The sequence below is a fragment of the Streptomyces hygroscopicus subsp. hygroscopicus genome (assembly GCF_001553455.1).
In the GTDB taxonomy this organism is placed as follows: Bacteria; Actinomycetota; Actinomycetes; order Streptomycetales; family Streptomycetaceae; genus Streptomyces; species Streptomyces hygroscopicus.
In genome coordinates this window covers 1-23,324 of record NZ_BBOX01000378.1, presented here as the reverse complement: position 1 = coordinate 23,324, position 23,324 = coordinate 1, and the positions used below count along the sequence as shown (strand labels likewise).

Below are 23,324 nucleotides of genomic sequence, written 5' to 3'. Positions count from 1 at the left end.
AGGGGCGCTCGATCAGCGTGCGCACCCTGGGTCAGGGCGTGCCGTTCGCCCAGCAGGTGGGGGAGCACCCCCAGGGTCAGGCTCCGCAGGGACAGCACCCACAGGGCCAGCACCCGCAGGGACAGCCGCAGGGACGTCCGCCGCACGGCCAGCCGCAGACGCCCTCCGGCGGCACCAGCACCGCGGGCTCCGGCAGGCGGCGCAAGCTGGCCGCCCGGCCCGAGCTGACGGACCAGGGCGCCCCGGCCGGAACCCAGCCGACCGGCGGCCGGGCGCATCCGCACCCCGGGCCGCAACCGCACGCCGGATCGCACGCCGGATTGCAACCCCCCGCCGGGCCGCACACCGGACCGCAACCGCACCCCGGCCCCCACACCGGCGCCCAGCCGCGACCCCAGGCGGGTCCGGGGCCGCAGCCGCCGCGTGCGGCGAGTGCGCCGCAGAGCTCGGGCCGCGCGTTCGCCATCGGCGCGCCGGACGAGGGCGCCGAGGGGCCGGAGCCGCTGGACGGGCCCAACGGCGCCGTCGAGATCGTCGACGACCGCACCCCGCCGCCCGACGACGAACTGCCACCGGAGCCGCTGGACAACCCGCGCCGCCTCCTCGTGTGGCCCGCGCCGGACATGTCCACCCAGCAGGCGCTGAGCGACCGCGGCTACCGCCCGGTGATCGTGAACTCCCGTGAGGAGGTGGACGCGCAGATCGCCGCGTACCCGGCGGCGCTGTTCGTCGATCCGCTGACCGGGCCGATCACCCGGACCGCGCTGCAGTCGCTGCGTACGGCCGCGGTCGCCGCCGAGGTGCCGGTGCTGGTGACCGCCGGGCTCGGCCAGGCGACGCGGGAGGCGGCGTACGGTGCCGACCCGGCCGTCCTGCTCAAGGCGCTGGCGCCGCGCGACAGCGAGCAGCATCCGCCGCGCGTTCTGCTGATCGAGGAACACGAGCCGATCGCGGCGGCCCTGACGGCGACGCTCGAGCGGCGCGGCATGCAGGTCGCCCGCGCGGCGACGGACGCGGACGCGGTCTCCCTCGCGGCGCAGATGCGGCCGAACCTGGTGGTGATGGACCTGATGCAGGTGCGCCGCCGCCGGGCCGGGATCGTCGACTGGCTGCGCGGCAACGGCTTGCTCAACCGCACCCCGCTGGTCGTCTACACCTCGGCGGACATCGATCCGGCGAACCTGTCGCGGCTGGCCTCGGGCGAGACGGTGCTGTTCCTCGCGGAGCGCTCGACGAGCGCGGAGGTGCAGTCGCGGATCGTGGACCTGCTGGCGAAGATCGGCACCAACTGACGCCCGCGCCCCTTACGGTGGCAGGCGGCCCGTGCCCGTAAGGAGGCGCTGGCCGCCTTACGGTGACCGCTTTACGGTGACGTGCGGCCCGTAGGACGCTCACCGCCCTACGGCGACATGGCGCGTCGTCAGCAGAGGACCCTCACCGCCCTACGGTGGCCGCCTTCGGATGGGCCACGGGCGGAACGGCCGGATCACGGGACGGGCACGGACACGGGCGCGTGCCATCCGTTCGCCCCCGCGAACCCGACCGCTAACCAGCCCGGCGCGCCGCCCCCAGCCCAACGTGCCGCTCCCCAGTTCACGACGCCGCCCTCAGCCCAACGTGCAACTCCCCAGCCCAGTACGCCGCCCACAGCCCAACGCACAGCTCCTCAGCCCAGCACGCCGCCCAGCCCCAACGTGCCGCCCCCACCCCAACCCGCCGTTCGTTCAGCCCAGCGTGGTCACGTCCAGCTCCCCGTCCGCGTACTGCTTGCGGATCACCTTCTTGTCGAACTTCCCCACACTCGTCTTCGGCACCGCCGGAACCAGCGCCCAGTGCTCCGGGAGCTGCCAGCGCGCGACCCGTTCGGCGAGGAAGGCCCGCAGCCCCTCGTACCCGACCGTGGCGTCCTCCGTCAGCACCACCGTGGCCAGCGGCCGCTCTCCCCACTTCTCGTCCGGCACCGCCACCACCGCCGCCTCCGCGACCTCCGGATGGCCCATCAGATGGTTCTCGAGCTCGACGGAGGAGATCCACTCGCCGCCCGACTTGATGACGTCCTTGGCCCGGTCGGTCAGCGTCAGATAACAGTCGGGGGAGATGGTGCCGACGTCGCCCGTCTTCAGCCAGCCGTCCTCGGTGAACTTGTCCTCGGGGCGGAACGGCTCGCCGTCCGCCCCTCCGTAGTACGCGCCCGCGATCCAGGGCCCGCGCACCTCCAGCTCGCCCGGCGTCTCACCGTCCCACGGCACGGGTTCGCCGTCGGCCGAGACCAGCCGGAACTCGACGGACGCCGGGAAGCGGCCCTGCGAGATCCGGTACGGCCAGGCGTCCTCCTCCGAGAGCCCGCCGGGCGGATGGGCCACGGAGCCGAGCGGCGAGGTCTCCGTCATGCCCCACGCGTGGACGACACGGATGCCGTGGCGCTCCTCGAACGCCTTCATCAGGGAGGGCGGGCAGGCCGCGCCGCCGATGTAGACGTCGCGCAGCCCGCTCACCTCCCGGGGAGCCGATTCGAGCTCGGCGAGCAGCCCCTGCCAGACGGTCGGGACGGCGGCGGCGACGGTGGGACGCTCGCGTTCGATCATCTCGGCGAGCGGCGCGGGCTGCAGAAAGCGGTCGGGCATCAGCATCGAGGCGCCCGCCATGAAGGCGGCGTGCGGAGTGCCCCAGGCGTTCGCGTGGAACATGGGCACCACGGGCAGCAGGGTGTCGCTCGCGGACATCCCGAACGACTCGACGGTGTTGACCTGCATCGAGTGCAGGTAGATGGAACGGTGGCTGTAGGCCACGCCCTTGGGATGTCCGGTCGTCCCCGACGTGTAGCAGAGCACGGCGGCCTGGCGCTCGTCGATCTCGGGCCAGGCGTAGCGCCGCGGCCGGCCCTCGATCAGCTCCTCGTAGTCATGGACCCGGGCGGCGCAGCCGTCCAGGACGGAACGGTCACCCGGCCCGGAGACCACGAGGTGCTTCACGGTGGTGAGGCCGGGCAGGAGCGGGACGAGCAGCGGCAGCACGGAGCCATCGACGATGATCACCCGGTCGGCGGCGTGGTTCACGATCCAGCCGAGCTGCTCGGCGGGCAGCCGGAGGTTGAGGGTGTGCAGCACGGCGCCCATGGACGGGACCGCGAGGTACGCCTCCAGATGCTCGGCGTTGTTCCACATCAAGGTGGCCACGGCCTGCCCCGGCTCGACCCCGAGCTCGTCGCGCAGCGCGTTCGCCAGCTGGGCCGACCGCGCGCCCACGTCGTGGAAGCTACGGCGCCGCGGCTCGCCCTCCCCGGTCCAGGTGGTCACATGGGCCGTGCGGCCGTGCACGAGGGCCCCGTGCACAAGGATGCGGGTCACGGTCAGCGGTACGTCCTGCATCGTGCTGAGCACCGGGGCCTCCAGGGTTCCGGTCACGCGCGGTCAGAGGTTCCGCCGATTGTGCAGCCGACCACCTGGTATGTCACTACCTCGGTTCCCCCTCCGGCCACCGCTGGCCCGGTCACGCCGCGTGGGCGAGTTCCGGGTCCTCGCGGAGCTTGCCAAGGGCGCGCGAGACCGCGCTCTTGACGGTGCCGACCGACACCCCGAGCACCTCCGCCGTCTGCGCCTCGCTCAGGTCCTCGTAGTACCTGAGGACGACCATCGCCCGCTGGCGGTCCGGCAGACGCAGTACGGCGCGCCACAGCGTGTCGCGGAGCACCTGCCGTTCGGCGGGGTCGGGGACGGGCACCGGATCCGGCTCGGGCAGCTCCTCGCAGACGAATTCGTCGATCTTGCGCTTGCGCCACTGCGAGGTCCGCGTGTTGACCAGGGCGCGCCGCACATAGCCGTCCAGCGCCTTGTGGTCCTCGATGCGCTCCCACGCCAGGTAGGTCTTGGTCAGCGCCGTCTGCAGCAGGTCCTCCGCGTCACAGGCGTTGGAGGTCAGCGAGCGGGCGGTGCGCAGCAGTACCGGCCCCCGCGTCCGTACGTACGAGGTGAACGACGGGAACGCGGCGGCGGATGCGCCTGTGCACACGGTCGTGGTCATGCCCTCAACGCTATGAGCGGGCAGGGCGGATCGGATCGGCCATAAGTGCCGAAGAAGAGTCCGTCTCAGGTTGTATGGGTGGTGCTGGCACCACCTCCTGCGGGGGGAGGGGGCGCGCAGGGGGCCGGGGTTCTTCCCGGGACCGCCCGGCAAGGGGCGGATCGGGCGTCCGTCACTTGATGATCGCCACCGGGGCGTCCACCTTGTTGCGGTCGATGCGCAGCTTCCGGCCGCCGTGCGTCACATCGACATTGCCCTTGTACTGGTGGATGCGGCGGTGCGGGTTCCAGGCGCTCTTGGCCAGCGCCGGCTCTCCGTACAGCGACGGCTTCCCCTTCCAGCGCGCGAACCACATCACCGAGGGCAGGTCGTGGACCCCGGCCCGGCGGGCCTGCTCCACATGGCGCACACCGGACTCGGCGCTGCTGTAGAAGCCGGGGAAGAAGCCGCGCGAGCGCACCTCGCGGTTCCAACCGCGGATGAAGGAGAGCGTCTTGGCGGCGCAGCTCGTCCGCGTCAGGTCGTACGCCTCCATGTCGAGGTAGAGCGCGCTGCGCTTCTTCATGGACAGCGCCTTGGCGCGTGCCACCGCGTCCTTGCCCTCCTCGCGCCCCTGGGAGAAGGGCTTGCTGCCGATGGGCACGTGCTTCTTGTTGGTGTTGCGGACGCAGGGGGACTGGGATCCGACGAAGATGGGCAGCACCCGCCACTTCATGCTCTTGACGCCGCGCATCCAGGAGACGGTGAGGTTGGGCTGGCTCGCACAGGCCCGGCCGCGGCCCGCGTAATAGACGCCGACGGCGCGGTAGCGGGAGCTGTTCCAGGCGCGCAAAGTGGCGAGGGACGGCGCATGACAGGTGTCGAAGGCCCAGCCCTTGAAGACCTTGGCGCCCAGGGGACGGGGGTCGGGCAGGACCTCCGCCGAGGCGGCGGGGGTGGCCCCGGCGAACGAGGTGGCCAGTGTCGCGGCCAGACCGGCGGTCCAGCCCGTGGCCTTCCATCTGCTCTGCTTACGTCGGGTCAGTCGGGTCAGTCGGGTCATATGACGAGTGAAGGTGGACATCGGCGGGCGCATACCGCCGACACGCACACCGTTCAGCCGTCTGCACCGAGGAGAAGCCCGGATGTCGGTACCCCGGTCCCCGCGGTGACCAGGACTCGCGCGGCCCCCGCCACCTGGTTGACGGAGGTGCCGCGGATCTGGCGCACGGCCTCGGCGATCCCGTTCATCCCGTGCAGATACGCCTCACCGAGCTGACCGCCGTGCGTATTGAGCGGCAGCGCGTCCTCGGCGACGAACCCGGCCGCCTCGCCGCGCCCGCAGAACCCGAACTCCTCCAACTGCATCAGCACAAACGGCGTGAAGTGGTCGTACAGGATGGCCACATCGACGTCGGCCGGGGTCAGCCCACTGCCGCGCCACAGCTGACCGGCCACCACGCCCATCTCGGGAAGGCCGGTCAGACCGTCCCGGTAGAAGCTCGTCATCTGCTCCTGACCGCGCCCGGCCCCCTGCGCCGCGGCCGTGATCACGGCGGGCGGACGCCGCAGCTCCCGCGCCCGCTCCACGCTGGTGACCACGAGCGCCTGGCCGCCGTCGGTCTCCTGACAGCAGTCGAGCAGCCGCAGCGGCTCGACGATCCAGCGGGAGGCGGCGTGGTCGGCCAGGGTGATCGGCTTGCCGTGGAAGTACGCGGCCGGGTTGGTGGCGGCATGACGGCGGTCGGTGACGGCCACATGGCCGAAGACCTCGGGCGTCAGCCCATAGGCGTACAGATAGCGCTGGGCGGTCATGGCGACCCATGAGGCCGGGGTCAGCAGCCCGAACGGCAGCGACCAGCCGAGCGCGGCGCCCTCGGCGGACGGCTCGCGGTGCTGTACGCCGGAGCCGAAACGGCGCCCGGAACGCTCGTTGAACGCGCGGTAGCAGACGACGACCTCCGCGACGCCGGCCGCGACGGCGAGCGCGGCCTGCTGCACGGTGGCGCAGGCGGCGCCCCCGCCGTAGTGGACGCGCGAGAAGAAGGTGAGATCGCCGATGCCGCACGCCTGGGCCACGGTGATCTCGGGGCTGGTGTCCATGGTGAAGGTGACCAGCCCGTCCACATCGGCCGGGGCGAGCCCGGCATCGTCCAGGGCCGCCCGGACGGCCTCGACCGCCAGCTTCAGCTCGCTGCGGCCGGAGTCCTTGGAGAACTCGGTGGCCCCGATGCCGATGATGGCGGCCCGGCCGCCCAGGGTGTCCGCCTTACGGGCGCTCATCGGGGCGCGTCCGGGGTGGCGGTGGGGACGGCCGGGGTGGTGTTGGGGGTGCCCGGGGTGGCGTTGGGGGCTTCCGGGGTGGTCGTGGGGATGCCCGGGGTGGTGTTGGGGGTGGCGGTGGGAGGCGTGGGGGTGCCCGGGGCTCCCGTCGCGGCCCTGGAAACGCCTGTGGCGGTGATGGGGCCGTCAGCATGCCGGGGACCACCGGTATACCGGGGGCCGTGAGCATGCCGGGAGCCGTCGGCATACCGGGGCCCGTCGGCATACCGGGAGCCGTCGGCACGCCGGGGGTCGTCGGGGAGCTGCACCGTGACCTTGCCGGTCACATGGTGGCCGATGCCGTTCCGCCCGGTGACCGCGACCTCCGCCACCCCGTCGGCGACCGAGGTGATCTCGCCGGTCAGCACCATCTCGTCGCCGGGGTAGTTGGGGGCGCCGAGCCGGATCGCGACCTTACGGAGCCGGGCCCGCGGTCCGAAGTGATCGGTGATGTACCGGCCGACCAGCCCGTTGGTGGTGAGGATGTTCATGAAGATGTCCGGGGAGCCCTTCTCCCTGGCCGCCTCGGCGTCGTGGTGCACATCCTGGAAGTCCCGGGAGGCGAGGGCACCAGCGACGATCAGGGTCCGGGTGATCGGGATGCGCAGCGGGGGCAGCTCATCGCCCGTACGCACGGTCATACGACCGCCTCCTCGTCCGTACCCCGGAACACGGGCAGCGCCAGGTCCTCGTCCACGCGCTGGAACTCCAGCTCGACGGGCATGCCGATGCGCAGCTTGTCGTAGGGCACCCCGGTGATGCCGCTGACCATCCGCACCCCCTCCGCCAGCTCGATCAGACCGACCGCGTAGGGCGGATCGAAGGCGGGGAAGGGCGGATGGTGCATGACGACATAGCTGAACACCGTGCCGACCCCGGACGCCTCGACCGCCTCCCACCGCGCGGAGCCGCACGTCCCGCACCCGGGCAGCCAGGGGAAGCGCGGGGCGGCACAGTCCAGACAGCGCTGGATGAGCAGTTGGTGCCGGGTGACGCCCTCCCAGAAACCGGCGTTGTCGCGGTTGATGACGGGGCGGGGGCGGCGGGGGCGCTGGTCGGCCTTCGCTCCTCGCTCCCGCACCGGCTCCCGCCCCGGCACCGGCTCCCGCTCCGACGTCGGCTCCCGCCCCGGCACCGGCTCCCGCTCCCGCTCCCGCCCCGGCACTGGATCCCGCTTCGGCCGCGCGGGGGCGTACTTGAGGATGCGGAAGCGGTGGGTGCCGACCAGCTCCCCGTCCCCGGTCCGGACGTTCATCCGGGTAGTGACGAAGTACCCGGTGCCCAGCTTGGTGGTCTTGCGCGGCGACACCGACTCGATGACCGCGTCGAAGACGACCTGGTCGCCGGGGCGCAGCGGCCGCAGATACTCCTGCTCGCAGTCGGTGGCGACCACCGAGGCGCAGCCCGCGCGGTCGAGCAGCGCCAGCAGCTCGAGATACGCGTTGGAGCGGGCCGAACCGCCGGGGCGCCCGGTCAGCCCGGCCATCGTCCACGCCTGCAGCATCGTCGGCGGGGCGATGCCGGGGTAGGCCGGGTTGGTGTCACCCATCGCCTCGCACCAGTGCCTGATCATGGGCTCGTTGACGGGGTCCCTGCCCTTGCCGCCGCTCGAGGCCGTCCGCCCCTCGTACGCCTTCAGCCGCCGGTACAGCTCGTCCCGGTCGTCCAGGTCAGCCAGCTCATCACGCGTCATCGCTTCCCCTGCCGCATGTCTGCCGTAGAAAGCTTTTCTGACTATCCGTCAGATAATTCGACGCTGTCAAGGACACTGGAGCACGCCGCCACGCACGATCGCGCGATGGCGTTGGTACGCCACCGCGCGATCGATACGACCTCACCCGTCCCGTTCACTCAATGAATCACCACATCTCACTCGGATCGATCGGACATCACTTGCCCCCCTGCGTTCCCGTGCGGGCGCCCGCGGCGGTGGCGACCTGCCCCCATGCGGTCGCGCCAGCCCCCAGGGGCCGCGCGCCGCCCTGAAGGCGGAGAGCGGCGGTGCGGCGAAGGTGTGGCCGGGACCCGTCCGGATGTCCGCCATGTCGATTCCTCCGTTCCCCCGACGCTCGGCACGTACCGCGGAAGCGTCGCGGAAGCAGAGTTGCCCACCGATTCCCGGACGATGCGCACGGGCCACAGGAATTACCCCGCAAGCATGATGAACCTGTTTTAAACCCCCCATGCACCCCCACTCCCCAGGGCCGCACCGATACGCCGCCTCACCCGGCCGCAGGGAGCGAGATCGCCGGAGGCCGAGCCCCCGGACACAGCGGACCGATGACTCGGTTCCGCACACTTTCGGCCATCCTCAGCGGCTTGCCGACACCTCTTCCCATTAACGAACACTTGTCCGAAAATGGAGAGCATGGCGAATCCAGCACTCGCCCATGCCCTCGCCCACGCCCTGACCGCCGCGGCCCACGGCTTCCGCGTGATTCCGCTGACCCGCGCGAAACTGCCCGCCGTGCGCTCCCCTCACCACCACGACCCCGCGCCCCTGCCGTGCCACGGCGAATGCGGTCGGCTCGGCCACGGTGTCCATGACGCGTCGGCGGACCCGGAGGCGATCCGCGCCCTGTTCGCCGCCGCCCCCTGGGCCACCGGCTACGGCATCGCCTGCGGATGTCCCCCACACCACCTCATCGGCGTCGACCTCGATCTCACGAGCGGACGGGCCGGAGACCCGCAAGGGGCCGGGGGAGCGAGCGGCACGGACGGCCGAGTCGGGAAGCCCGGTACAAGCGATCTTGGGAAGCCCCGTGCGAACGGTGCCCGCATGCCCGGTACAAGCGATCCCGGGAGGCCCGGTACACGCCGTACTACATGCCGTCAGTACCGCACGGACGGTCTGGCCGCCCTCGCCCGGCTGGCCCGCGAGCACGCCTTCGCCATCCCCCGTACGGTCACCGTGCTCACCCCGAGCGGCGGCCGCCATCTGTGGCTGTGCGGCCCGCCCGGTCTCACCGTCCCCAACTCCGCCGGCCGGCTCGCCCCCGGTATCGACATCCGCGGGCTGGGCGGCTATCTGGTCGGCCCCGGCTCGTACGGCTCGCGCGGCAGCTACCGCCTCGCCCCCGGCTCCCCCGCCTGGGCCCCGGCGCCCGCTCCGCCCGCGCTGCTGCGCCTGCTCACGCTCCCGTCCCCGCCCCCGCCCCGCGCGTACCGCTTCGGTCCACCGTCCCCCGAACCGGGTCCCGCGGCCCTGGCGGGGCTTGTGCGGTTCGTCCGCGCCTCGCGGCAGGGCCAGCGCAACGACCGGCTGTTCCGGGCCGCCTGCCGCGCCTACGAGACGGGTGCCGGACCGGAGTTGGCCCCCGCCCTGATCGAGGCCGCGCTCGACACCGGTCTGCCCCCGCGCGAGGCCCGCGCCACCGTCGCCTCCGCCGCCCGCAGCGCCGCCCGCCACCTCCAGCCCCCGGAGACATGGAGCTGAGGGCTGGGGACCCGCCGTCCGGGCCGGATGAACGGAGCGGAGGCGGCGGCCGGACGGCAGATGCCGGGAGGCGGCGCGTTCCAGCCGCACACGGACGGTGAGCAGCGCACGGCCGGACCCGCCCATGCTGGAAAGGCGCTCAAGCGCTCAGGCGCCCTCGTTCCGGATGTCGCGGACCATCGCCTCGATCGTCACCGCCATATTGCGGCGAAGCTGGTCCAGTCGTCCTCGCAGGAGCGCCGCGGCGTTCCCGGGATCGGCCCGCACCGCCGCACGGGCCCCGCTGTCCCCCGGTCCATGGGTGAACGACTGCCGGACGACCGTCCGGTCCGGTTGTTCGGCGGGCCGCAGCTCGTAATGCCAGGCGGCGAAGTGCTCCTCGGTGTCCGGGGAGCCCCCGAACACCTTCCAGCCGAAGGAGAACGGCCGGTCGGCCGCGACGACCAGGCACACGACCTGCGTGACCAGCCCGCCCGCGAACCGGTTGCGGGCCTCGAAACGCGCTCCGACCACCGGCTCGCTCCAGCCGTCCAGCCAGCCCGCGTAGGTGCACTCCGGGCTCCAGTCGCCGATCCGCGAAAGGTCCGTGATCGCCTCCCAGAGCCGGTCGGCCGGTACGTCGACGAGCAGTTCCACCTCTGTGTGGGAGCCGGTGACCCCGAAATCCTGATCCATACGAACGTGGACCGGCCGGACCACGAAAACTCATCGCGCCCGGAGACAAACGCACCGACCGACGCACCGACCGACGCGCCGGCGCACCGGTCCGGCACCGAGCCGATGACCCGCGGCCGGCCGCTTCAGCGTACGGAGGTGTCCGTCGCCCCCGTGGGGAATTCCTCGACGCCGAGTACCCGCAGCAGCTCCAGCCGCTCACGGGCCTCGGCGTTCGCCGGGGTGAGCACCAGCAGTTGCTGGCCCTGGTCGGGAGTGACCAGGGTCTCGCAGTCCAGCAGCATGCGGCCCACCCGCGGGTGCAGCAGCGTCTTGCGGTCGGCGCGGCGGACCGCCACCTCGTGCTCGGCCCACCTCCGGCGGAAGTCGGCGCTCACGGTCCGCAACCGGTCGATGAGCCCGGCGACCGTGGGATCGCCGGACCGGCGGCCGGCGGCCGCGCGCAGGTCGGCCACGAGCTGGCGGGCGTAGTGCTCCTGTTCCTCGGGCGGGGTGACGGCGCGGGCGGCGGGGTCGGTGAACCAGCGGTACACGAAATAGCGCCGGTCGCCGGAGAAGCCGGTGTGATCGCCCGTGAGCAGGACGGCTGCCCGGTTCTGGGCGAGGACCTCGCCCAGGTCCGACAGGACCAGGGCCGGGGTGTCGCCGAGCAGGTCGAGCAGCCGTATCAGGCCGGCGCGGGCCAGGCGGGCCACCCCGTCGGCGGGCGGTGGCCGGTGGCCGGCCAGGTGGAACAGGTGGGCGCGCTCGTCGTCGGACAGGCGCAACGCCCGGGCCAGCGCCCCGAGCAGATGGGGCGAGGGCTGACTGCTGCGACCCTGCTCGAGACGCACCACGTAGTCCACCGACATTCCGGCGAGCGCGGCCACCTCTTCCCGGCGCAGGCCGGCGGTGCGGCGGCGGGGGCCGTCGGCGATACCGACCTCGGCCGGACGGATCCCCTCGCGGCGGCGGCGCAGGAAGTCGGCGAGCTGGTCACGTTGCATGGCCACATGGTCCCTCGCGGCGGGAGACCCGATCCAGGGAGCGGCGCTCCCACGATCGGCGCTCCGCTCCCGGACGTCACGGCGCGAGCGCACAGTGGGTGGCAGATCGACGACGGAGGAGATCACGATGCATACACGAACCCTGGGCACCACCGGCCCGGCCGTTTCGGCGCTGGGCCTGGGTGCGATGGGCATGTCCGGCGCTTACGGCGCATCCGACCGCGCGGAGAGCATCGCCACGGTGCACGCCGCGCTGGAGGCCGGCGTCACACTGCTCGACACCGGCGACTTCTACGCCATGGGGCACAACGAGTTGCTCCTCGCCGAGGCGTTGCGCGGCCGGGACCGGGACAGCTACCAATTGAGCGTCAAGTTCGGCATGCTGCGGGGTCCGGGCCCGGAGTTCGGCGGACATGACTGCCGTCCCGAGGCGGTGAAGAACTTCCTGGCCTACTCACTGACCCGGCTGGGCACCGACCACATCGACATCTACCGTCCCGCCCGGCTGGACCCGGCGGTACCGATCGAGGAGACGGTGGGCGCGATCAAGGAGCTGGTCGAGGCCGGGTACGTGCGGCACATCGGCCTCTCGGAGGTCGACGCGGCGACGGTCCGCCGGGCCCACTCCGTGCACCCGATCGCCGACCTGCAGATCGAGTACTCGCTGATCTCCCGCGCGGTGGAGGCGGACGTGCTGCCCACGCTGCGGGAGCTCGGCATCGGCCTGACCGCGTACGGCGTCCTCAGCCGCGGCCTCATCTCCGGGCACTGGTCCGCCGGACACACCGCCGGCCCCGGCGACGCCCGCGGCCTCAGCCCGCGGTTCTCGAGCGAGAACGTGGAACACAACCTCGCCCTGGTGGAGGCTCTGCGCCGGGTCGCCGGGACGAAGGGGTGCACTGTCGCCCAGCTGGCCATCGCCTGGGTGGCGGCACAGGGCCAGGACATCGTGCCGCTGGTCGGCGCCCGCACCCGAGAGCGGCTGGCCGAGGCGCTGCCCGCGATGGAGCTGGACCTCACCGCGGACGACCTCGCCGAGATCGAGAAGGCGGTCCCCCCGGGCGCGGCACGCGGCGACCGGTACCCGTCCGCGTTCATGTCGAACCTCGGCGTGGGGAACTGAGCCGGCCCCCGGCAGCACCCACCCCACCGCCGTTCCCACCGGGCAGCCGGCGCCCGCGGCAACGGGGCCCCGTCCCGCACCGAGCGCCACCGCGGCCGACTGGAACAGCGAACACGCAGAAGGGGCGCCCCCGGACTCGGGGCGCCCCTTCTGACCAGCTACGACGCTGACGTGCGCGGAGGCTGAGGCATTTGAACCCTCGGTGACATCGCTGCCACGACGGTTTTCAAGATCTCTCAGCGATCACGCAGGCTGCCCGCTCCGCCGCAGGTCAGACGGACACGAGCCCCCCGGCGGAGCCGTCGTCATCGTCGTCGTGCCCGCTACGTGCCCCAGGGGCGTGCTCGTGCCCACTGAGCCAGGAGTCCGCCGCTTCGGCAACCTGGTCATCACGACCGGCGACCGGCCGGGCGTAGTGCCGGGTCGTGACACTCGCGTTCGAGCGGCCGAGCCGGTGCACGGCGGTCATGACGCCGTAATGATCGGCGACCCGCGTTCCGTGTGAGGCACGCAGATCGTGGGGTCACGTCGGTCAGCCCGGCCGCCGACACAGCGGGGTCGAAGTACGCCTTGCGCCACTGGTTGTAGCGCAGCGGCTTGCCGCCGGGTGTCGTGAACAGGAGCGCGTCATCTCCACCGGACAGAGTCTCCAGATGGCGCCCGAGCCGCTTCGCGAGCGACGGGCCGACTCCTAGGAGCCGCTTCTGGTGGGACTTCGGTGTGTCGAAGACCAAGGCGCCGTTGGCCTCCGCCAGGTTCTCATCGACCAGGACGAAGCCGCCGGGCACATCGATGTCCACGCGGCGGAGGGCAACCGCCTCCCCTACGCGCAGTCCCGCGTACGCGAGGAGCGCGATCAACAAGTCATGCGGCTTGTCGCACTCCGTACGATCCGGGAGGCTTCGAGCGGCGTGAGGATGTGCGGCTCGGTCTGCGGCATCCGCAGCAGCTTCACGTCCCGGCACGGCGTCTGCGGGATCATGTCGTTGTCGACAGCCGCCCGCATGATCTGCGACAGGACCCGGTACGCCTCCCGGATACGTGAAGCACTGAGCCCCTTGGTCTTCATCGCGCCGCCCCCTCAGCGATCGTGATCGGCCGGAGGGTCGACAGTTCGCGGTCCCCGAGCGCCGGATTGATCAACGAGTTGATCAGCGACCGATACGAGGCTTGCGTCTTGTGCTTGAGCTGCGGCGAGACGGCAGCGAGCCAGCGAGCAGCCCAGTCGCGCACGGTCGTCTGCCCCTCGACCGGGTCGAGCCGGCGTCCCTCTTCGATCTCGATGCGCTTCCGCATCAGCCAGCGATCAGCGTCCGTCGACGTCGCGAAAGTTCGATCCGCCGGACGCAGGACACCGTCAGGCCCCGGATACCGAGTCTGGAACCGGCCGGAAGGCAGCTTGCGGACGCGTCCGAAGTTCCGGCGGGACTTGCGCTTGCCAGCCATCAGGCAACCCTCCTGAGCCCTGTAGACCGCAGGGTGATCGGTTCCACGGTGTTGTCGCCCACGAACGCCTCTACGGCGCTCTCAGGAATGCGGACGTGCCGACCGACCTTGAGGAAGGTGAATGCGGCGTTCCTCGATGAGTCGGCGAGGGAAACGGACGCCCGTACCAAGCCGCTCCGCGACCTCATACACGGTGAGGAGTCGGTCCATGGTCACGCGGCCGCCGCCCGCGCCGACGGTCCCGGCGCTTCTCCTCATCCTTGGTGGCGTACAGGGCGAGTTCGGCGACCTCGTCGACCAGGACCACGACCGGTACCGGCCGGATGTCCTCGGGCAGGTCCCAGATGTCGGCGGCGATCTCCGCATCCAGCACGGCGACGCTGATCCGTTGCTCGGCCCGGATGAGCTGGTACACCTCCTCCATGTGCGTCACCAGCGCCTCCAGCAGCTCGAGCGCGGCGTCGGGGTTGTCGGCGAGCGCGGAGAACCGGCGGGCCAGCGGGAACAGCTCCACGCCCTGCTTGCAGTCGATGCCGACCAGAGCGACATGGTGCGGGGCGAGCCCAGCGACCAGGTTGCGCTGGTAGACGGACTTACCGGACTCCGTGGCTCCGAGGGTCAGCCCATGCGGGACAGCTCGGTAGTCGCGGTAGTGCACCGAGCCATCCTCGCGCAGGGCGACCGGGATACACATCGGCCGGGTGTCGAGCCGGGCGGGCATCTGCACCGGTCATCCGCACCTTCACCGCACCCGAGCGGATCTCGCGGGAGGTGACCCCGTACAGACCGAAGGAGCTGCGGAGCCGGTCGGTGGCGGCGGCGACGTCGAAGGCGTCCTGTCCGGGCTTGCGCTTGAGCCGTAGAACCAGGCCGGGCGGGTCGGGCGCAGGCGCCGGATGCGCGGCGGGCGGGGGCCCGGCACCTCCCGGCCAGCCATCCGGGCCAGGGCAAGGCGCCAGCGAGCAGGCGGGACGGTCAACCCGCGGGCGTCCATGACCGAGGCGTAGCGGACCAGGACCCGCACGGTGGCGAGGGTGACGCCGATGGAGAGCCAGTACCAGGCGGGGCGCCGCCACAGCGACCATGAACCAGGTCATGATCAGGCCGCCGTCGCGCCCGAGGCGGCGAGACTGCCCGACGCGCCGGAAGCTACCGGGCCATGATCACTCACGCCAAAGCAGCTCCAGCCCAAAGCCGCTCCACCGACCTCAGCACCTCTGCTGGAAACGAGTAGCCAGGTTGATGATCGACTGCCCCGCGACTTCCACTGTTCGCGAACCAACTCTCTCGTAACAGCGATTGGTCAAGCCCGTGGGCTGTCTAGACCGGGCAGGCCGCCTAGCCAAACGCGCTCCAAGCCTGAGCGTGCATCACGTCACCCCGCGGCAAGGCCCCGCCAAGCCCCACACACCAGGAGGAGAACAGTGTCCAGAAGGACCGAGCGGCGGCGCCATCCTCCTGCGAGCGCGCCTCCGTCCGCTTAGCGCCGCGGCTCAAGCTGGGAAAGTAGCATTCGCGGAGGCAGCTCAACGAGGGAACTCCGCAATGGTCGAGAAGAAGCACCCGAAATACCCAATTCACCTCACAAGGGACACACCCGACGTTCCTAATGATGGTCGCTTCCATATCGTCGTAGACGGGAACATTACAGTGTCGACGAAAGTCGAAGCCTATGCTCAGCTCGCCTACGCGGAGGCGGTTGAGGCGTATCGTCAGGCGCTCGGACACCCCAGCGCCTCCGAGGTTCTGGCACGAGAATCTGCCCGCCGAGATGCACGCGCCCTTCGAGCCGAAGGGGTCACCTCACGGGCCCGAAGGAACCGTGGAGGTGGCCCAGGCGGCCGGGGCGGCGTGTGACTTCGGTATTTTGCGGCTCTCACAAAAGGTTTAAACATGCAGATCCCTCTTCCAATTACCGGGAACGATACGCCATGCTCAGCCTGCATTGAACGTCCAGAGTGTCAAGCCTTTTCGGTATTGGACGAACTGATCTACAGAAAGCCCACCTTCGTGCGGCAAACTGACGCTACGTCGTTCCTTCGAGAAACAAACGGCACTGCCCTCTATGAATCCCTGCAACGAACGATCAGGCACTGGATCTTCACTGTCCGCTCTCTGAACAACCCTTCCCTGCAGGAATTCTCACTATCCACCCTCTTCGACTTCCTCATGTCAGGTTTGTATGCATACCTTCTCCATTCCGGCGGCGCCGATGGACAGCTGAACAAGCCGGCCTACCTACACAACGTAGATAGGCAGAATTTTGCATTCTTTCCTTATGTCTGGATGTGCCCCGGATGTGTGGCTGAAGGTAACAACCTACGCGATGCTTATCTTGTAGAGTCCGAACTCCGCGGCAGCAAAAGATATGCTGTGCAACAAAAATTGAGCCGCCCGAATGGCCGAATGATCGGTGACTTGGGAGCCCTCGCCATCAGGGCACTCATCAGCGAACTTGCCAGTGAAGCATACGTTACGACTGGCGGAGGCCATCGAGGCGAGTTTGATTTGGTAATCGCAACGGCAGAGCGGCTAATTCTTGGGGAGATCAAGTCCAGCCCGCTGGTAGCCTTCCCGCTCGTTGTAGGGCAACCCTTCCGCGAAAATTCGCATCACTCGTGGGTCGACGACCTAGCGGAATCAGCGGATTGGGCCTTTTTTGTAGGGGCCGCAGATGCTGAGCAACGTAAGCTTTCGATCTCACCTCCTATCGAGCCTCTCTGGCCCTTGAGAGACCTAGAAGGGATCGCTCAAGACGCAGGGCAAGTAGAAGTGTTGCTCACAGCGTGGCAACGTCATCTGGTTGGCTATCGACTTTTCAACAGTGAGGCACCCGAAACTCGGTGGCTGCGGTTCGGATGTGGCAATATTGAGTCTCGGGACCCGGAGTCCGGGCAGCGAGAACAGCTCCGAGTAGATAACACAAAAAGCCTGCCCGGGATTGACAGGACCGACGACATCAAGAAAGGCATCGCTCAGGTGATGCTTTTCGGCCGCCTAAAGCGAGGGTGCTCACGACAGGCGATCAAGACAGCACTCTTTGGGAACCTGTATGCAGAAACCCACCACGAACATTACATGAAGCCGCTGGCTTCTCTGCAACTACTGTGGCCGCAGGCGGACCCAGTATTTTTGTTCGACGCAATCATCGGGTTGAGTCGGAACATTATCAATGACGCCGCGATCAGCACGCTCTTCGGTCTTCCCAGCACACCTTACGAGGCCGATACAGTTGATCGTACGGCATTGCTCGAAGGTCTGGATGAGATGAGCGAATAGAAAGTCAGAGAGGCGCGGCGATCAGCTTGAGGAAGTTGATCGCCGCGCCTTGTCTCATACCTTTGTCGCAATCACTACCGCTTCAGCATAGTCGCCCTTTGATGCCGGCCGTGCCACGTAGTCCATCTTCGGTAGCTGGATCTTTACCACGTTGTCCAGCTTCAGCGGAATTTCATTGTGCGGCTCTGAAATGATCTCCGAGATTGCCTCCGGCATGCTTACACGACGGACAACCTCCCGAGTCAGCAAGTCATAGAAGACGTGCTCAGAGCTTACGACTAGGGCGATCTTACCTCCAGGCTTGGTGACCCTGGCCATCTCCCTTAGTGACTGCGCAATGTCTAGAAAATACGCTGAGGTAGCCAGCGCCTTGGGCTTCCTGGCTCGCTGTGGTTCCATCCACTCGACAAGCTCACTGATGCTGTGAGGGAGTCCAGACGAGCGGGCAGGAGCTGTACGGATAATACTTCCCACCATCTCCGTTTCGCGAACCATGATTTCCGCCTCGGACATGAGCCCAAGTGCGGTGAGAGAACATGCGCGACTTCTGAGGTATGTCTCACGCCCGGACGAAGCCGGTAGATACGGCGGGCTAGTTACGATTCCATCAATGCTGTTGTCCTTGTAGGGGAGCATTCGGACATCGCCTCGTTGAATATTGGCGGAACCCAGCTGACTCAAGTTGAGGACGCCACCAGAAATGAGGAGGTCGCGCTGTTCGAGAGCTGCAACCATTTTGGAGAGGTGGTTACTCATCACTCGAATAAGCCGTCGAGCTCCCATCGCAAGCGCAAACCGGTTGTCTCCGGTCCCCATCCAACGCAATCCGACCTTTGTGGCCAATGCATGGCTCAGAGCGATCCTGAGGAAGCGCCTCCCTTCCTCATCTGAGTATGACGAGAGTGCTGAGAGCGCAATCCGAGTATCCTCCTCGATCTCATCCCGAAGCGCCTCCGGCGTGATCTTCTTTCGGATGAACTCTGGCAGCTCGTACGCCGAGTCTGGCTCTGACGACTCCCCCCATAGCAAGCCTTGCTGCTGATTGGCTGACACAGCCACAAGAAAGTGCTCGTATGCCTTACGCGCCTCACCGGTAGGGATCTTTATGGCATCGACTTTGAGCTTTGCCATCTCAACCGAGAGAGGATCTACATCGATGCCTTCGGCCTGGACTCCCATGAGGGTTGCTTCGACCCCGAGGGTGCCACTTCCCATAAAGGGATCTAGCACCCTGCCACCAGCGGGCAGCACGTAGTTCGTCAAGGCGCGCGCCATCCGCGGAAAGAACTTCGCCTTGTACTTGTGAAATGAATGAGTCAGGTACTCATTTTTCTTCCGATTAAGGCCACTCAGACTTGTCGCTTTAAGTCCCGTAGCGCCGGCCGACCTCTCGTAATAGGTCTGGAACGCTTCGGTGACGCTGATCGCTTGGGTGTCACCTTGAAGGAGGTGGGAGTAGAAACCTGCACGTTTCTGGAAAACCTCGCCTCCTTCTCGTGGAAACAGTCCCACGAGAATATGATCATTGTCGCGGGCCAGCTTTTGACCTTCAGCAAGCAACGCTGGGTTGATTGCCTGGTTCCACTCTTTGAGGCTCGTGAACGAGTCGTTGCCGGAGATTCCACGCGCCTCAAGGAGGGCCAACTTCAGGTCGTCGCTTGTTTCGCTGTCTTCCTTAAGGATCAGAATCGAAGGAGCAATCCCGGCCTGATCAATGGGAGTGGAAGACATGCGTCACCTTTCATTCTGTCACATTAGCAAGTCGGCAAATGAGTACCTAAGTTGACGTCAGAAATCAGCCGAGCGGCGATTATCATAGCACATCAAGGGTGCCGCCATTACGTTCCTAGGCAGAAAGAGTGGGCCGTACAGTTTCCGTTCAATAACCGCTCCTCACGTCTCGCAGTGGGAGCGCTCGAACACCATGTCAAGTTGCCGCCAATTATGTGAAGTGAAGTCTAAGTCCTCATGCACAAGTGGCGGTCTACTCAGCAGCAGGAGATCCCCCTTGGTTGGTTTTTTAATACTTCGAGATCGAGTGCCACAAAATTTCTTCAGCCTCGCAAAGTTCATGCCAGACCTCCGAATACAATAGGCGTGCCTTCACAAGGAACCTGCATGCCAGTACAACAGAAGATCAATGGACTGCTGGCGATCCACAGCTCAGCCTGTAGGGCAGTCGGACAGGCGCAGAGCGGACCCTGCCGGTGGGCACTGAGAAGCCGTGGACCGTCCGTGGACACACTCCACCCGATCAACCGCGCACGAGCCTCGGACCTGCGGTATTGCCCGAGAGTCAAAAGCCCTCCGGGGCCATTGCCGTATAGCAACCATCGTGACTGAGTTGACCGCCAACAGTCCTCGACTACCGACTGACCAGTTCGCTAGACCGCGATGACTACACAGGTAGCGAAGGGTCGTCCAGACGTCTGCTGCCCCCTCTAGGCGAAACCGCGCCCGCTGCCCCGTAGAGCCCGTAAGTCACGGCAAACGACGGCCATGAGAAAGCAGAGAGGTCTCGGAACGTATTATCCGAGGCTCCAACCCGGCGCGGCAAAGCGACCGGCCGTTCTCCTGAAGGGCTACTCAGGCGTAGCCAGACAGCGCCCTCGGCTGGTCGCCACGCGAAGCACGTCCCGCAGTGCGCCTGCCAACTGCACGGTGATGAGCTTCAGTTTCTCCAGATCTTCGGTCTCGTCGTCGAGTACCTGAAGCGCCTGCCCGAGCAGTTCGGCCGCCATCCCGAGTTGCACCGACTCGATATGAACACGGCTTGCCCTCTGGCCCAGCCCACGGGAGAAGCCTCAGTTCGTGCTGTGCCGTCATCCCTGCATCTGTCTCTCGTTGGGTCTCGCCACTGGATGTCGGCGCGCCGCTGGGTGCCCAGTCGCTCATTGCTTCGCCTCCGCTGACCGGGCCTGGCCGGACACCGAGTGGCACGGGCAGGCACACGCCTCGTAGATCAACGGCACGTCGACCGGTGCCGGAGTTGGGGAGGACTCCGCGCATGCCTGGTGCGTGCCGATACGGCAGGCGGGCGAACGGTAGGGGGCGGCCGGGCTGGGGGTCTGCCGTCGAGAGGGCATCAGCAGACCCCCAGGAGAGCCGACCGGGCCTCGGTCGGCAGACGGGGAGCGACGACAACCGTCGGGCGCTGTCGTACGCGCCTCTCCCAGGCCAGCACGTACGGGCGGACGAGCGCAGTCTCCTCAGCCATGAGCGAGTAGTGGTGCCTCGCCCAGTCGGAGGCCCGGCTCAGGACGACCGTCGGTTCGTCTGCGGGCGCAGACGCGGCGGGAGCGACCGGCGGGGGCGGCGTTAAGGGGCGGCGGTGCCTGCCCTTGGAGAAGTGCCGCGCCCTGGTGAGAGAGACGGCGCGGCGGATACGGTTGAGCACGTTGAATCAGCTCCTATCGCTGATGGCCCGGTCCCCTGACATCGCCCGTCGTGGGGACCGGTTTTTCTACGACCGCCCGGAGAGTGCGGCCGTTCTGGCAGGTGACGAGGAGCCCGAACCGATCGGCCTCGGCCACCGCCGCCAGGACCTCCTTCCATGACTCGGCGGAGAGCGCTTCCGGCACCTCCGCCTCGACCGATGTGAATCGGGCGTGCTCCTCCACGCGCGTGGGGAGCCCGACGGCGGACAGCCGGGCGGCGATGGCCGCCGCGCTAACTCCCGAAGCGGGCACAGGGCAGCCTCCGTCAACTGGCGATCACTTTCAGTGAAGCTAGTTAACTAGATTAGAGCTAGTGGACTAGATTTTCCATATGCCTGAGCAGCCGCCCTATCTCCGCGTCGCCGACGAACTCCGGCGGCGGATCGCGGAGCACGTATGGGAGCCGGGAGACCGCCTGCCGTCCCGCGCCCAGATCGGCCAGGAGTACGGGGTGGGTGAGAACGTGGTCCGCCGGGCGCAGGAGTTGCTGATCTCCCAGGGCGTGCTGGAGGGCCGAGCCGGATCGGGCACGTACGTCGCCGAGCCCCGGCAACGGGTGCGAGTCGTACGGTCGTCGGCACGCGAGCAGCCTGAAGGGTCGCCGTTCCGCGCGGACATGAGGGCAGTCGGCAAGCACGGCGACTGGGAGAGCCGGACCGACGCCAAGGTTCCGGCCCCGGCGGAGATCGCAGCGCGACTCGGTATCGCCGAGGGCGAGTTGTGCGTCCGGACGTCGTACGAGTTCCTGGCCGACGGCAGGCCCGTGCAGCTGTCGACGAGCTGGGAGCCGTACGACCTCACCGCAGGCACGCTCGTCGTCCTCCCCGAGGGAGGGCCGCACGCCGGGGCGGGCGTCGTGAACCGCATGGCCGTCATCGGAATCACCGTCAGCCATGCCGTGGAACAGCCGGAGCCGAGGCAGGCGACCGCCGAGGAGGCATCGCTTCTCGGCATCCAGAAGGCCGCGCTCGTCACGCACATCCGGCGGACGTACTACAGCGACCAGGGGCGGCCCGTGGAGACGGCGGACATCGTCGTACCCGCCGCTCACTGCGAGATCGTGTACGAGATTCCGATCAATCGGTAGTCGGTGAGGGTCCTCTCAGCCGCGTCCGGCCGTGTCCCTTCCGTGCCCGATCGGTCGGGGAAACATGGGGAACGGCGGTGCCCGGCGGGTAGCCCGCATAGCGACGGCCCCTGACCGTCTTACCTGGTCAGAGGCCGTAACACTGCGGAGGCTGAGGGATTTGAACCCTCGGTGACATCGCTGCCACGACGGTTTTCAAGACCGTTCCCTTAGGCCGCTCGGGCAAGCCTCCCCGCGCCACTCGTGGTGGCGCGGGGATCAGCCTAGCGCGTCAGCTGTCGCCCTTGCGCTTCCCCAGGGTGACATCCACCTTCGACTGCTTGCCGTCGCGCTTGTAGGTGATGCTGACCTTGTCGCCCGGCTGGTGGGTCCAGATCTCGCTGATGAGGGTCGGGCCGCTGTCGATGACCGTGTCGTCCAGCTTGGTGATCACGTCGCCGGACTTCAGACCGGCCTTGTCGGCGGGGCCGCCGGGGACGACGGCGGGGCTGCCGCCGGCGCCGTTGGAGGCGATGGTGGCGCCGTCGCCGGAGTCCTTCATGTTGACCGTGGCCTCGATCACCGGGTAGACCGGCTGACCGGTCTTGATCAGCTGTTCGGCGACGTTCTTCGCCTGGTTGATCGGGATCGCGAAGCCGAGGCCGATGCTGCCGGACTGCTGGGACTCGCCGAGGCCGCTGCCGGTGCCGGCGGACTGGATGGCGGAGTTGATGCCGATGACGCCGCCGTCCGCGTTGAGCAGCGGGCCACCGGAGTTGCCCGGGTTGATGGAGGCGTCGGTCTGCAGGGCGCTCATGTACGAGGCGTTGCCGCCGCCTCCGTCGCTGGAGGCGACCGGGCGGTTCTTGGCGCTCACGATGCCGGTGGTGACGGTGCCGGAGAGGCCGAAGGGGGCCCCGATGGCGACGGTGGCGTCGCCCACGGCGACCTTGTCGGAGTTGCCCAGCGGCAGCGGGTTCAGCTTGGCGCCGGCGGCGTTCTTGAGCTTGATCACGGCGACGTCGTAGCCCTGGGCGCGGCCGACGACCTCGGCGGTGTACCGCTTGCCGTTGGAGAAGGTGGCGGTCAGCTTGCCGTTGTCGGCGGCCGAGGCGACGACGTGGTTGTTGGTGAGGATGTGGCCCTGCTTGTCGTAGACGAAGCCGGTGCCGGTGCCGCCCTCGCCGTTGTTGCCCTGGGCCTCGATGGTGACGACGCTGGGCAGCGTCTTGTTGGCGATGCTCGACACCGAGCCGGGCGCGCGGCTCTCCGTCTTGGGGTTGCCGTAGGCGGAGATGGTGGTGGTGTCGCCGCCGTCGCTCTCCCGGTCGGCGGCCCAGAAGCCGATGCCGCCGCCGATGCCGCCCGCGACCAGTACGGCGGCCAGCACGGCGGCGACCAGCCCGCGGGGCTTGCGCTCGGACGGGCCGGAGGACGGCACGGGAGCGGTCCCCCACGGTCCGCCCGGGCCGCCCTGTCCGCCCGGCCCGTCACCCGGGCCGCCCTGCGGCTGCCCGCTCCCGGCGGACCACCACGCGCTGGACTGCCCGTCGCC

Annotated in this window: 15 protein-coding genes, 1 tRNA gene and 5 pseudogenes; 5 read left to right on the top strand and 16 right to left on the bottom strand. The window is 68.5% G+C overall.

The window, feature by feature from the left end:
* Nucleotides 1–1,292: response regulator transcription factor (locus AXW62_RS32395; protein ID WP_502688786.1), on the top strand; the 1,292-nt coding region annotated here is incomplete at its 5' end.
* 432 nt (nt 1,293–1,724) lie between these two features.
* Here AXW62_RS32395 and AXW62_RS32390 read toward each other — a convergent pair.
* The 6 genes and pseudogenes from AXW62_RS32390 to AXW62_RS32365 all read right to left on the bottom strand — a co-directional run bounded on the left by AXW62_RS32390 (nt 1,725) and on the right by AXW62_RS32365 (nt 8,014).
* Entirely contained in the window at nt 1,725–3,380 is a 1,656-nt protein-coding gene (locus AXW62_RS32390) for a long-chain fatty acid--CoA ligase (RefSeq protein WP_060947622.1), read from the bottom strand.
* 109 nt (nt 3,381–3,489) lie between these two features.
* Nucleotides 3,490–4,020 (bottom strand): SigE family RNA polymerase sigma factor, encoded by a 531-nt coding sequence (locus AXW62_RS32385; protein ID WP_060947620.1) that lies wholly within the window; start codon nt 4,018–4,020, stop codon nt 3,490–3,492.
* 172 nt (nt 4,021–4,192) lie between these two features.
* A complete protein-coding gene (locus tag AXW62_RS32380) occupies nt 4,193–5,062 on the bottom strand; it encodes a DUF1906 domain-containing protein (protein ID WP_060947619.1) in 870 nt (289 codons plus the stop codon).
* A gap of 53 nt (nt 5,063–5,115) precedes the next feature.
* Nucleotides 5,116–6,282 (bottom strand): lipid-transfer protein, encoded by a 1,167-nt coding sequence (locus AXW62_RS32375; RefSeq protein WP_060947618.1) that lies wholly within the window; start codon nt 6,280–6,282, stop codon nt 5,116–5,118.
* A gap of 290 nt (nt 6,283–6,572) precedes the next feature.
* Nucleotides 6,573–6,962, bottom strand: a pseudogene (locus tag AXW62_RS32370) (MaoC family dehydratase); the annotation flags it as partial.
* Nucleotides 6,959–8,014, bottom strand: coding sequence for a bifunctional MaoC family dehydratase N-terminal/OB-fold nucleic acid binding domain-containing protein (locus tag AXW62_RS32365; protein WP_060947617.1), 1,056 nt, complete (start codon nt 8,012–8,014; stop codon nt 6,959–6,961). The gene AXW62_RS32365 and the pseudogene AXW62_RS32370, both read right to left, overlap by 4 nt.
* A 675-nt stretch (nt 8,015–8,689) precedes the next feature.
* Between AXW62_RS32365 and AXW62_RS32360 the strand changes: the two genes are divergently transcribed.
* Nucleotides 8,690–9,757 carry a bifunctional DNA primase/polymerase gene (locus AXW62_RS32360; RefSeq protein WP_060947621.1) on the top strand — a complete coding sequence of 356 codons (1,068 nt, stop codon included), beginning with the start codon at nt 8,690–8,692 and terminating at the stop codon, nt 9,755–9,757.
* A gap of 147 nt (nt 9,758–9,904) precedes the next feature.
* On the opposite strand, the gene AXW62_RS32355 is transcribed toward AXW62_RS32360, so the two are convergent.
* Together AXW62_RS32355 and AXW62_RS32350 are read right to left on the bottom strand one after the other, a co-directional pair.
* Complete coding sequence (locus AXW62_RS32355; protein ID WP_060947616.1) at nt 9,905–10,432, bottom strand: SRPBCC family protein; 528 nt, start codon at nt 10,430–10,432, stop codon at nt 9,905–9,907.
* A gap of 125 nt (nt 10,433–10,557) precedes the next feature.
* Nucleotides 10,558–11,418, bottom strand: a complete 861-nt coding sequence (locus tag AXW62_RS32350) for a helix-turn-helix transcriptional regulator (RefSeq protein ID WP_060947615.1) — start codon at nt 11,416–11,418, stop codon at nt 10,558–10,560.
* 127 nt (nt 11,419–11,545) lie between these two features.
* Between AXW62_RS32350 and AXW62_RS32345 the strand changes: the two genes are divergently transcribed.
* Nucleotides 11,546–12,541, top strand: coding sequence for an aldo/keto reductase (locus tag AXW62_RS32345; protein ID WP_060947614.1), 996 nt, complete (start codon nt 11,546–11,548; stop codon nt 12,539–12,541).
* 271 nt (nt 12,542–12,812) lie between these two features.
* Here the strand turns inward: AXW62_RS32345 and AXW62_RS32340 are convergent.
* From AXW62_RS32340 to AXW62_RS32330, 3 pseudogenes are all read right to left on the bottom strand, one after another.
* A pseudogene (locus tag AXW62_RS32340) lies at nt 12,813–13,987 on the bottom strand (tyrosine-type recombinase/integrase).
* Nucleotides 13,987–14,197: pseudogene (locus tag AXW62_RS46285) on the bottom strand (excisionase family DNA-binding protein). The pseudogenes AXW62_RS32340 and AXW62_RS46285 overlap by 1 nt, the downstream one beginning before the upstream one ends.
* A 25-nt stretch (nt 14,198–14,222) precedes the next feature.
* A pseudogene (locus tag AXW62_RS32330) lies at nt 14,223–15,065 on the bottom strand (FtsK/SpoIIIE domain-containing protein); the annotation flags it as partial.
* A gap of 815 nt (nt 15,066–15,880) precedes the next feature.
* Here AXW62_RS32330 and AXW62_RS44195 point away from each other — a divergent pair.
* The gene (locus AXW62_RS44195; protein ID WP_159061007.1) at nt 15,881–17,266 is read left to right on the top strand and encodes a hypothetical protein; all 1,386 of its coding nucleotides are present in this window, start codon (nt 15,881–15,883) and stop codon (nt 17,264–17,266) included.
* Between the two features lie 54 nt (nt 17,267–17,320).
* Here the strand turns inward: AXW62_RS44195 and AXW62_RS41765 are convergent, their stop codons facing one another.
* From AXW62_RS41765 to AXW62_RS32315, 3 genes and pseudogenes are all read right to left on the bottom strand, one after another.
* Nucleotides 17,321–18,997 (bottom strand): TRM11 family SAM-dependent methyltransferase, encoded by a 1,677-nt coding sequence (locus AXW62_RS41765; RefSeq protein WP_079115904.1) that lies wholly within the window; start codon nt 18,995–18,997, stop codon nt 17,321–17,323.
* Between the two features lie 851 nt (nt 18,998–19,848).
* A pseudogene (locus AXW62_RS41760) lies at nt 19,849–20,092 on the bottom strand (hypothetical protein).
* A gap of 584 nt (nt 20,093–20,676) precedes the next feature.
* Nucleotides 20,677–20,955 (bottom strand): hypothetical protein, encoded by a 279-nt coding sequence (locus AXW62_RS32315; protein ID WP_060947611.1) that lies wholly within the window; start codon nt 20,953–20,955, stop codon nt 20,677–20,679.
* Nucleotides 20,956–21,034: 79 nt separating this feature from the next.
* On the opposite strand from AXW62_RS32315, the gene AXW62_RS32310 reads away from it, so the two are divergent.
* Nucleotides 21,035–21,790: a GntR family transcriptional regulator gene (locus tag AXW62_RS32310; RefSeq protein WP_060947610.1), complete on the top strand. Its 756-nt coding sequence runs from the start codon at nt 21,035–21,037 to the stop codon at nt 21,788–21,790.
* Nucleotides 21,791–21,935: 145 nt separating this feature from the next.
* Here the strand turns inward: AXW62_RS32310 and AXW62_RS32305 are convergent.
* A tRNA-Ser gene (locus tag AXW62_RS32305) sits at nt 21,936–22,022 on the bottom strand.
* Between the two features lie 39 nt (nt 22,023–22,061).
* A partial coding sequence (locus AXW62_RS32300; protein WP_060947609.1) for a S1C family serine protease occupies nt 22,062–23,324 on the bottom strand: 1,263 nt, incomplete at its 5' end.